Consider the following 10,114-nt stretch of genomic DNA (forward strand, 5'->3'; position numbering starts at 1 on the left):
GCCGACAGCATATTATGCGAACTTCAATATTCGATGTGGAAACTTTAATTCACTAACAAAAGATGAAACGAGCATGACAAAGATTGTCACAAAAGAACATGTATAAACATCATTTAACCTCTAATCATCTAAGAAACCAAAAACAAGAAACAGATTCTTCGTCGTTACCTCCTCAGAATGACATTAGACAGTCTGTCATTCTGAGCGGAGCGAAGAATCTAAAATCAATTAAAACATAATAAGTTGCATCAGACCAATAACTTAGACTAATTTTATACGGATGAAACCAAAGACTATATTCTGGTTAACAGTTTTTGCTGTTTCGATGGGCTTTTTCGAAAGTGCAATTGTAATTTACCTAAGGGAAATTATATATCCCAATGGATTTGCTTTCCCTTTACAGCCTGTCGAAAGGAGGCTTGCAACAACAGAAATTCTAAGAGAAGCCTTTTCTTTGCTTATGCTTCTTTCTGTTGGTATTCTTACAGGCAAATCAACGACTACAAGATTTGCTTACTTTTTATATTCTTTTGCCGTTTGGGATATTTTCTACTATATCTTTCTGAAAATATTAATAAACTGGCCGGAATCTTTAATAACAATGGATATTCTGTTCTTACTGCCCGTAACCTGGGTTGGCCCTGTAATAGCCCCGATAATTCTATCTTTTCTGATGATTTTATTAGCTTTGCTAATACTTTATTTTTCCGCACGCAATGAACACGTTCACTTAAAGGCTCATGAACTTGTAATGTTAATAACAGGCTCTGTAATAATAATTATATCTTTTACCCAGGACTATATAAGGTTTATAATCAGTCATTATTCGGCTGCCGATATTTGGTCACTGCAGGCTAAAGACATTTTAAAATTATCTGTTCAATACTATCCCGAAAATTTTTACTGGCCAATTTTTATTGTTGGATTTGTTTTTATTCTCATTGGGATAGGGCTTTTTACAAAAAGAAATATTTTATTAATTAAAGATCGCTTACAATAAAAATACGTATTGCTTTAAATCACAAAGAGATAAAAAGAATAGAACTAAGTCACTTTTTTTAATCTGTCAAAGTAGAATTTTACTCTTGTTGAAAGAAAATCTCTGTTAAAATATAATCCAACTAAGCCGGCAGCCCAAACCATAATTTTTACATCCATTGTGTGATGAAAAAATAAACAAGAAACAGCACTAAAAGTGATTATCCCCAGTGGTGTCCAAAAACCATAGTCCTTTTTAATCAGAGAAAAAACGATCAATGGAATAATAACAAAAGCAATAAGCAGTTCATCAGGAATAAAAAATAAATATACTCCCATCAATGTTCCGGCAGCACGTCCTCCTTTAAAATTAAAGAACAGAGGATAACCGTGCCCTATTATTGCTCCGATACCGATTAGCCCCAGCGAAATTGTGGATAAATTAAAAAAATGGTTTGCAAGAAGCATTGGTATTAATGCCTTCGAACTGTCTAAAAGTCCGGTTAAAATTCCCCAAAACCGGCCTACATTTCTAAAAGTATTATAGGTTCCGGGGTTATTATTACCCAAGTCTCTGATATCTACTCCTTTTACCAGTTTTGTAATAACCCAGGCAAACAATATTGACCCTGTTAGATATCCTGATAATAAGCATAAAATATATGTTAAATAAGTATCCATAATTGTAAGATTTAAATAGTCATCGAAACAGTATATGATTTTGGCCCGCAGTGAACAGCAGCGGCAAAATCGGCTTTCCCTATAATAAAATCATTACAGGGTATTGTTTTTAATTTTTCTTCTAAATCAGAAAAAGCGTCTTTATTATCTCCAAACCCGACTATATTTAATCTTTTAATGAGGGTTGCCGGTTTTTCAGCCATTTTGGCTTTTATTAACTTAATAATTTGTGAGTTTACTTGTTTGAAAGTTCTTTTTTTTCCAAGCGGAACGAATTGACCTTCTTTATCATCGCCCATCAGTCCGAGAATTGGAATAATATGCAAAACAGAACCCATCAATGCTTTTGCTTTTCCAATTCTACCTCCTCTATAAAGATAGTTCAGGTCTGCCATAACAAAATAGCTAAAGGTATTTTGAACAACTTCCTGTGATAATTTGACAATATCATCCATGTTGTTATTCTTTTTAATGATATCAATAACTCCCAGGAGAACGTTTCCTACACCTGCCATAACTTGCCTGCTGTCAATATTGATAATCGGAATAGTATTTTTATACATTTCCTTTACACTATTAGCGATAGCAAAGGTTGCTGCTGACATTACACTGCTCATCACGACATGAATGATCAGGTCATATTTATCTTTATTTTTTTCTACTATCTCCACAAGCTCTCCTTTTATAATTGAAGCTGTTTTAGCAACAACTTTTTCTTTCAGAAATTTTTCATTGAGCCATTGTGCAGTGTATTCGTTACTTTCGCGATATTCTTTACCGTCAACTACAACAGGATATTTTAAAATTTCGACATCAGGATAATCTATTTGCTCTTTAGAAAGACCAAGATTATCGCCTGTGATAATTAAAATTTTCTTATCCATTTTTTAAAATTTTTAAGAGTTATTCAAAAGTTATATAATAATTATATTGATATTGACCACCGTAATATTCCTCAAATTCATAATCGGGAAAAGATTTTTTCAGCTTAGGAATAAGATTAAGATTTTGGTCTTTTTTTGCAGGAATCCCTTTGTATATTGATATCAGACTTTCGTCTTTTACCAATTTTTTAATGGTATTAATGATAAGTGTTGCTAAATTTTTATCAGAAAGAATAATTTTGCCATTGTAAATTGTAAAAAAATCCTTTTTGTTTACTTTTTTACCATTTTCCGTTGTAGTATCTCTGACAGCCCTGGCAATTCCACAAAAACGAATATCATTAAGACTATTCATCACTGACTCAAGCGTTGTGGTAATATCTAATTCTTTTGAAATATTCATCACCATGCTTATAAGAGAGATTACATTATTAGATTCAACAATATGAACATTTGATTTACTAAGCGAAGCAGCATATTTAAGTGCCATTAAAATATCTTTATCATCGGCAGCAACAATTATATTTTTTGTTTTCAATCTGTTTAACTCTTTAACGATACGTTCAACAGAAGGCTTATTTTTGCCATAGCAGAAAACATCATCGGCACCGAGATTTTTAAGAATATCAGCAAATCCTTTACCGGAAACCAAACAAAAAACACTTTTTTCTCTTTCATAATCAATAGTATCATTACTTATGAGGTTTTTGTGTTGTTTTTTCATATCATCTACTTTGGTAAAAATAAGCTCGCCGTATTTTGAAACATCTTTAAAAACAGATTCAGGTTTATCTGTATGTATATGAACTTTATATTTATCGCCGCTGTTAAGTATTATCAGGCTGTCTCCGTATCCGCCGATAATTTCTTTTATTTGTTCTTTCGATGATATTTTGTTTGTTTCTAAAATAAATTCAGTACAGTATTTTAATTTAATTTCCGGATTCCATGAATTTTTCATGTCTTCCAAATCATTAATAATTGCTTTTTTATTTAAAAAATTATTCCCGTTTCTTTGCAGATTGTTAATAAAATGTTTAACATCTTCAAATATATTATGCAATCTTAAATTATGCACCTGTGCAATATCAATATTCGGGAGCAAAGCTTCGATAGAATTTTTAGTAAAATTTGCAAATTTACCATTAAGATATTTTTTTGTAGCTCTATTTATGTTAAGTATAATTGAAACGGGTAAACTGCCGACAGCTATTCCGTTTAATTTTAATTCCCTGTTAATTCCCTGAAGAATAATAAGAAATCCTGCACCACCGGAATCTACAACACCGGCTTGTTTTAATACCAGCAACATATCCGGAGTTTTTTTAAGAACTTCTTTTAAATGAGGGATACATTTTTTTATAATCACTGAAGGGTCATCCTCTTCTTTCATAATTTCACCATACTTATCTTTAAATTCACGCATTAAAGTAAGCATAGTTCCTTCCTTTGGATCCTCAGTACCTTCGTAAGCATTTTTATATCCGTTTTCAAAAGCTTTCAACAGATTATCGTTAGAAAAGTCGTTATTCTCAATAACTTGTGCAATACCCTGACAATAGAGAGATAGGATTACTCCTGAACACCCCCTGCTGTTAAGGAGCATTTGCTCAGCAAAATTTTTCAAATATTCTCCTGTTGAAATTGATTCTTTTTCATAATTCTGCATATTTGCCAAAGCACCTTGTATGGTCAGCGTCATATTAAGGCCAGTATCGCCATCGGGAACAGGAAAAACATTTAACCGGTTAATATATTCTTTGTGCCGATGCAGATACTTGTAAATATTCTCTATTTTTTCTCTTATTACTGCTGTTCTGTTTTCTGTTTGTATCATAGTAGCTTAGTTCTATAATTGATAATATTAGTCCGGTCTAAAAAGCATATTTGTTGACAAAATTATGGTTGTTTTAATGAAATCAGGGTTTTCAATTCCCGGCACACTGCCTGCCCCGACACATTTCGGGACTCAACTCAGGCACTTTAAAAAACGTCCCGGTGAGGGGAAAACCCGACTGTTATTATTACTCTTGTTGTCGCTGACAATAAAAGTAGTAATTTGTCGGCACTCTCTGACTATTTTTCCCTTCTTTTTATTCTATCAGGACTACTACTATATCCATTACATTCGTCCTTGTGTTTCCTGTAATAATATGGCCACCGATTTGTTGAAAAAATTCAAGCGGTAGGTTTTCATCTCTGCAGTATCAAAAGGGAAATTTCTATTTACTTTCAAAACAAGCAAAAATCTGAAAAACAAAGGCTCTTCCCATTTTCCAAAAGCCTGCCTCAACAAATTGGGGTCAATCTCTGATATTTTCTTACTCAACCATTATCAACCCCGGATTATCTCCTGTGATGCAACGCCCACCGGCAGGTGTCACCACAAAAGTATTTTCTATCCCCACCATTCCAACACCATCGATTCCTTTTTTAGGTTCCACAGCAAATACCATATTTTCTTCCAATGGCGTTTTAAAACCTTTGGCCAGCACAGGCAACTCGTCCACAGTGAGGCCAATGCCATGCCCCAGAAACTTCACGGTACGATCGCCAAAAACCCATAAAATTTTCTTTAAACTCAGGACTGAGTGCATCCATAATGGTTTCATAGATATTTTCCGGAGTATTACCAGGTTTCAACATCGCAGCCACTTGATTCTGAATCTTCACACATTGTTTGTGAATGCTCTGCACCTCTTCAGATAGCTGCTTCCCAAACATATAAGTCATGGTTTTATCGGAATGATAGCCATTTACCCCCAGTCCCATATCCACAAATACCAGATCCCCTTTCTGCAGTTTTCTTTCTCTGCTGCCCAGGCCAGGTACCGCAGCATTCAATCCACGATTGCCTCCGGGCCCGTCGAAATTGGTGGGGTACAACGAACTCTCGCCAAATCCCAGTTGGGCCACCACAATTTCTGTATCCAACATGGCAAAACGGGCAATCCCCTGATGTCCTTCCTGCACCATCAACCGGTATAGTTCACCGGAGAGATCAGCCTCAGTCATTCCTTCTCTCAGTATATGTGGCACCAGGTCTTCGAGAACCCGTCGATGGATAGCTCCGGCCTTTTCCATAAAACTCAGTTCCAAAGGACTTTTCACCGCTCTGGCCATTGACACTTGCAAATCGAGAGGATGAAAACGTTCAAAAGCAAAATGTTTACGGATTCTTTCAAACATGGCCAAAGGCACAAACTCTGCCTCCAGATATACCTCTTTGGGAATTTGACTGTAAACAGCAGCGGCATCCCTGTAACTGCTCATAGGTCGGATATCATCAAATTCCGATTCTCTGGAAGTACGCTCAAAGCTTTTCCTTACCCACAAGATGGCTCCCCCATCCCGGGGAATAATCAACATCCCGTCAGGCATAGAACCCGTAAAATACAAAAGGTTGATTTTACTGAAGATAATACCCATCTCCCATTCCGGATTCTGAGCATTCATTATTTCACGAAAACGAACAAGTCGCCGGTTGATTTCTGAAGCGGGGATAATAGATTCCATAATAAAAACTTGTGATAATGTCATTCCGGAATTGTTTTGGTTGGAAGAGCATCAATCCTGATTAGTGTTTGTCCTTAAAGTGCCATTTGCTGTGTTACGCTTGCCGCCAAACCCTCAATATACTGTGGATGCCACGGCCGGCATATAATGGCGCTGTCAGATGGCATTTTCTATATTCTTATTTTAATACCAGTCTTCCAGTAACTTGGATTAAAATTAACGTTCCAACTTGAATTATCCGTATCCCATTCTAACAGAGAATAGCTCACTCCTCCCAAACCAACATAAATACTAAATCTTGAAGAGAAAAAATATGTTAATTCCGGAATGATATCAACACTAAAAAAATCAACTTTTGACGTCCCTTCTTGTCCGCTTGCAGAATAATCATCTGTTAATTCAATTGAGGTATTTGACGGATTATAGGCACTCCCAGCCCAAAAAGTATCATACTCAGATTTAATTTTTCCATAGCTGAATTTCAGGCTTGCATTAATATACAAATTGGTAGTAATCGGGTAATAATATCCTAAATACATATTTGGTAAAAAAACATGGGATTTAACATTGGTCACTTCAGCCTGATAATAGCTATTAATCATCAAACTATTTTCTCTGACTTCTTTATCCCAGTTATAGTCTAATCCGATTCCTGCAATTAATCTGCTATTAATAAAATATCCTATGGAAGTTCCGATGTCTAAATATTTTCCTTCTGTCATATTTTGGTTATGTGTGACACCATTTTCTGTGGTTGATTGCCTATAATTTCCGTCAAGTGAGATGATAATTTCTCCTTTTTCAGTCTGGGAAAATAAATGCAATGTTGAGAGAATCGTCACAGTTAATAATAATAATTTTTTCATCATGCTCATTTTATTTGAATTAAAGATTAATTTAACGCAATATTATTTGAATGATTATCTTTGAGTGCAGTATAAAAAGCCTTCAAACTGCTGATTTTTACCATTTTTACCCCTGACCCCTAAAGGGGAACTGCTAAAAAATCAGCAGTTCGAAAAAAGTCCCCTTTAGGGGATTTAGGGGTCAAAAGGCTTTTTAGACTGCACTCGTCTTTTAAAACTTAAAACATAAATTCAAGAATTATATTATGAGCCCGTTATAAAAATATCGTCAACCTTTTATGCTCCTGTAATTTTAATATCAATGTGCAAACATAAAGACCTGTCGGTAAAAACAATTTGAGGGCAGTCCTGCTGCAAATTGACCAATCAAATATTCGAAAGCATCACCGGAAAATCTGCCATTCATTGCTCCGTGCAATTCGTCTGCGATTTTCCAAAGGGTGTTTCCAATATAGTTGCGACAGGGATTGTCGTGTCTGTACGGTTCATTTGCTGTTATGTTATTTTGCATCTAAAAATTTATCTTCCTCCCAATTTTTAGGATTGTTTGTGATATAAGATGTAATTTTTTGAAACGATTTATCATCCCGGATGATATTGTCATAAAAACGGGTTTGCCATTGAAATTCAAAACCTAAACGATGGGCATGTTTTGATACGGCAGATTTGTAGGAACCTACAATGGACGAAATGGAATTTTTCCCGATATTTTGAAATCGTTGTTGACCGATGGTTTTCGGGATGGATTCCGATTGGTTGTCGGATTGGTTATTCGGTTGGTTATTCGGTTGGTTATTGGATTGGTTATTGGATTGGTTGGGCGATTGGTTGGGCGATTGTAGAGACAGGGCATGCCCTGTCTCTACGATCCCGTCCCCATTCCCGTCCCCATTCCCGTTCCCGTTCCCGTTCGGGTTCCCGTTCCCGTTCCCGTTCCCGTCCCCGTCCCCATTCCCGTTCGCGTTCCCGTTCGCGTTATCATTATCGTTGCCATTGCCATTACCATTACCATTACCGTCACCGTCACCATTATTCCCATTCCCATCCCCGCCCCCGTCACAATTATCCCCGTTACCGTTACCATCACCATTCCTGTTCCCGTCATCATTCCCGTCATCATTCCTGTCATTTGTAATAATCAAAATACCATGAATATGATTAGGCATGACCACGAATTCGCCTAATTCAACATTTTGCGTATGATGTGGAATTTGATACCACAATATATCTGCAATGATGCCAATATGCGACAATTGCATTTTACCATCATGTATTTCACCAAAATAATGGAACCTATTCTTCGTACAAATGGTAATAAAATAGGCACCTGCCCACCGATAATCCCAGGATTGCAAACGGGCAGACGGAATGCGGTATTTATTTTGAAATTTATCCATATCTATTCATATTGATACAGGACATGCCCTTCAGGCAGGGTGTGCCCTGTCTGAACAAATAGGTCGTAGTATTCATTTCCGGGCATTACGCAAGACCATGAACGTCGCCCATTTTGGCTTCCCGCCATCTGCAGGACCGGAAAGCGGACAGGCCACTGCAACTTTTAAATAGTTAAAATCGTTCATTATTGTGACATTCTTTTGAATTGTGATATGTTGACAATTAACATTTACAGATGCAAACATTTTTAAAGATTTGCATGAAACGAGCATGGCAAAGATTGCCACAAAAGTTGATGTATAAAATCAATCATGCGAGTTCCATCAGACCAATAACTTAGACTAATTTTATACTGATGAAAAACCTTCCACCTTAAATGGAACTATGCAATATAAATAATTATTACTAATAATTTAAGCGTTATTCAGCAGGCCCTATATAAATTATTGATTTATAAATTTTAATGATGAGGCCTCCGCAAGAATGTTTGGTTCAACGGAGCCTCCAGCATCAAGCGAGCACAAACAACGCTTGATCGGAGGCTAAGTGTTAGCGGCTGGCGATCTATTCTAATCACTTTTTTTTCTAATTTATTTGTTTTTCTCAATATTTTATTATTACATTTGTATTATACAAGATGATTAATACAAAAAGACTAAATCATGAGTAAAAATAATCATTTATCTGAATTATTATCTGCATGGGAAGAAACTTATAAAAAAGGTCAATTGACCCTCTGGATTTTTCTCTCATTAAAAGATGGGGAAAAATATGTCGATGAAATTAAGTCCTTTGTTGAAGAACAATCTAATCACACTATGACCTGTGAAAGTCAAAGTCTCTACCGTAATCTAAGAAAGTATCAGCATGTCGGAGTTGTTGATTTTGAAACAGGTGTAGGAAATAAAGGTCCCGACCGTAAATACTATTTCTTGACAGAATTAGGATTTGAATTGCTCAATCGTTTTATTGAGAGAAATATAAATCTTTTTTTTAGCGAACAAATTAAAAAATTAATCTTATCGGAGGATAAAAAATGAAAACAATAACAAAAAATTTAATCGCATTTACCTTTGGGCTGGTTGTCTTGACAATTGCTTTTAGGTTCTCATTAAGTTCTATGCTTCAAAATCGTCTATTCAGCACTGTCTGGATTGTTGCTGTAATCTATGGGATATTGGTGTTTACAATAGGTTGGATATTTGGCAAAAAGGACAAAATGAATTTACCATTATATGATGTTGGATTCCGTTTCCACTTAGTCACATACATATTTTGTAATCTAATTGGTGAACTTTGGTTTTTAATTGGCTTACAATCAGAATATGAGAATGTCAGAACTGTACATTTAACTGCTGTTTTTTGGGGATTAGGTCTATTATTCCATTTTATTATTTACCTGATTACCCGAAAAAACGCAATTAAAGGAATCAAAAAGTCTGAAATATTTGAATAAAACATCCGAATCTTCGATTCCACTTTAGACTGCAAACCCCTATAATACCCGAATTCTCGCAAGCAAGCGGCAGGGTCGGGCGAATCAATTCCGCTCAACAGCCTCTACCAACTTTGATCGGGAATTTAGAAAATGTAAGACTTTCACTAAAAATACCGGGGGAGCCAACATTTTCTATATCAGGGTTAACTTTGTTGATTTTGCTGTTTTGGGGCAAGATCGTACAAATTCTATATCGGGCACCACGCATCCATGCCCTAAATCGGTCTAAGACCCCGATGACAGTATGCCTTACAGCTGTGCGAATTGCAATTATGTTTGGCTGAGTGAACTGA

General features: G+C 35.9%; 11 protein-coding genes. 3 read left to right on the forward strand and 8 right to left on the reverse strand.

Going from position 1 to position 10,114, the window contains the following annotated elements; genetic code table 11:
* The first annotated feature begins 280 nt into the window (after positions 1 to 280).
* Entirely contained in the window at positions 281 to 1,000 is a 720-nt protein-coding gene (locus OQ5_RS0104355) for a hypothetical protein (protein WP_010421519.1), read from the forward strand.
* Positions 1,001 to 1,044: 44 nt separating this feature from the next.
* Here OQ5_RS0104355 and OQ5_RS0104360 read toward each other — a convergent pair whose 3' ends face one another.
* The 8 genes from OQ5_RS0104360 to OQ5_RS23400 form a co-directional block, all read right to left on the reverse strand.
* A complete protein-coding gene (locus tag OQ5_RS0104360; RefSeq protein WP_026055107.1) occupies positions 1,045 to 1,659 on the reverse strand; it encodes a glycerol-3-phosphate acyltransferase in 615 nt (204 codons plus the stop codon).
* A gap of 11 nt (positions 1,660 to 1,670) precedes the next feature.
* On the reverse strand, positions 1,671 to 2,543 hold the full coding sequence (locus OQ5_RS0104365; protein ID WP_016776316.1) for a DegV family protein: 873 nt from the start codon (positions 2,541 to 2,543) through the stop codon (positions 1,671 to 1,673).
* A 19-nt stretch (positions 2,544 to 2,562) separates the two neighbouring features.
* The gene (locus tag OQ5_RS0104370) at positions 2,563 to 4,380 is read right to left on the reverse strand and encodes a DAK2 domain-containing protein (protein WP_016776317.1); all 1,818 of its coding nucleotides are present in this window, start codon (positions 4,378 to 4,380) and stop codon (positions 2,563 to 2,565) included.
* Positions 4,381 to 4,665: 285 nt separating this feature from the next.
* On the reverse strand, positions 4,666 to 4,872 hold the full coding sequence (locus OQ5_RS0104375; protein WP_010421528.1) for a hypothetical protein: 207 nt from the start codon (positions 4,870 to 4,872) through the stop codon (positions 4,666 to 4,668).
* Positions 4,865 to 5,086, reverse strand: coding sequence for a M24 family metallopeptidase (locus tag OQ5_RS24255; RefSeq protein ID WP_255297386.1), 222 nt, complete (start codon positions 5,084 to 5,086; stop codon positions 4,865 to 4,867). Before OQ5_RS24255 ends, OQ5_RS0104375 begins: the two co-directional genes overlap by 8 nt.
* Entirely contained in the window at positions 5,019 to 6,083 is a 1,065-nt protein-coding gene (locus OQ5_RS20275) for a M24 family metallopeptidase (RefSeq protein WP_255297387.1), read from the reverse strand. Before OQ5_RS20275 ends, OQ5_RS24255 begins: the two co-directional genes overlap by 68 nt.
* A gap of 146 nt (positions 6,084 to 6,229) precedes the next feature.
* Positions 6,230 to 6,928 carry a hypothetical protein gene (locus OQ5_RS0104385; protein ID WP_255297388.1) on the reverse strand — a complete coding sequence of 233 codons (699 nt, stop codon included), beginning with the start codon at positions 6,926 to 6,928 and terminating at the stop codon, positions 6,230 to 6,232.
* 497 nt (positions 6,929 to 7,425) lie between these two features.
* Positions 7,426 to 8,322: a transposase gene (locus OQ5_RS23400; RefSeq protein WP_016776319.1), complete on the reverse strand. Its 897-nt coding sequence runs from the start codon at positions 8,320 to 8,322 to the stop codon at positions 7,426 to 7,428.
* Positions 8,323 to 8,985: 663 nt separating this feature from the next.
* Here OQ5_RS23400 and OQ5_RS0104405 point away from each other — a divergent pair.
* Together OQ5_RS0104405 and OQ5_RS0104410 are read left to right on the forward strand one after the other, a co-directional pair.
* A complete protein-coding gene (locus OQ5_RS0104405; RefSeq protein WP_016776321.1) occupies positions 8,986 to 9,363 on the forward strand; it encodes a PadR family transcriptional regulator in 378 nt (125 codons plus the stop codon).
* Complete coding sequence (locus tag OQ5_RS0104410; RefSeq protein WP_010421555.1) at positions 9,360 to 9,779, forward strand: 2TM domain-containing protein; 420 nt, start codon at positions 9,360 to 9,362, stop codon at positions 9,777 to 9,779. The genes OQ5_RS0104405 and OQ5_RS0104410 overlap by 4 nt, the downstream gene beginning before the upstream one ends.
* The last annotated feature ends 335 nt before the right edge of the window (positions 9,780 to 10,114 follow it).

Origin of the sequence: Anaerophaga thermohalophila str. Valhall, from assembly GCF_000250735.1 — a bacterium.
GTDB lineage: Bacteria > Bacteroidota > Bacteroidia > Bacteroidales > Marinilabiliaceae > Anaerophaga > Anaerophaga thermohalophila_A.

What these genes read in the sequence shown, in the direction of transcription:
- OQ5_RS0104355 (WP_010421519.1), top strand. Translation starts at nt 281, where the DNA reads ATGAAACCAAAGACTATATTCTGGTTAACAGTTTTTGCTGTTTCGATG.
- OQ5_RS0104360 (WP_026055107.1), bottom strand. Translation starts at nt 1,659, where the DNA reads ATGGATACTTATTTAACATATATTTTATGCTTATTATCAGGATATCTA.
- OQ5_RS0104365 (WP_016776316.1), bottom strand. Translation starts at nt 2,543, where the DNA reads ATGGATAAGAAAATTTTAATTATCACAGGCGATAATCTTGGTCTTTCT.
- OQ5_RS0104370 (WP_016776317.1), bottom strand. Translation starts at nt 4,380, where the DNA reads ATGATACAAACAGAAAACAGAACAGCAGTAATAAGAGAAAAAATAGAG.
- OQ5_RS20275 (WP_255297387.1), bottom strand. Translation starts at nt 6,083, where the DNA reads ATGACATTATCACAAGTTTTTATTATGGAATCTATTATCCCCGCTTCA.
- OQ5_RS0104385 (WP_255297388.1), bottom strand. Translation starts at nt 6,928, where the DNA reads ATGATGAAAAAATTATTATTATTAACTGTGACGATTCTCTCAACATTG.
- OQ5_RS23400 (WP_016776319.1), bottom strand. Translation starts at nt 8,322, where the DNA reads ATGGATAAATTTCAAAATAAATACCGCATTCCGTCTGCCCGTTTGCAA.
- OQ5_RS0104405 (WP_016776321.1), top strand. Translation starts at nt 8,986, where the DNA reads ATGAGTAAAAATAATCATTTATCTGAATTATTATCTGCATGGGAAGAA.
- OQ5_RS0104410 (WP_010421555.1), top strand. Translation starts at nt 9,360, where the DNA reads ATGAAAACAATAACAAAAAATTTAATCGCATTTACCTTTGGGCTGGTT.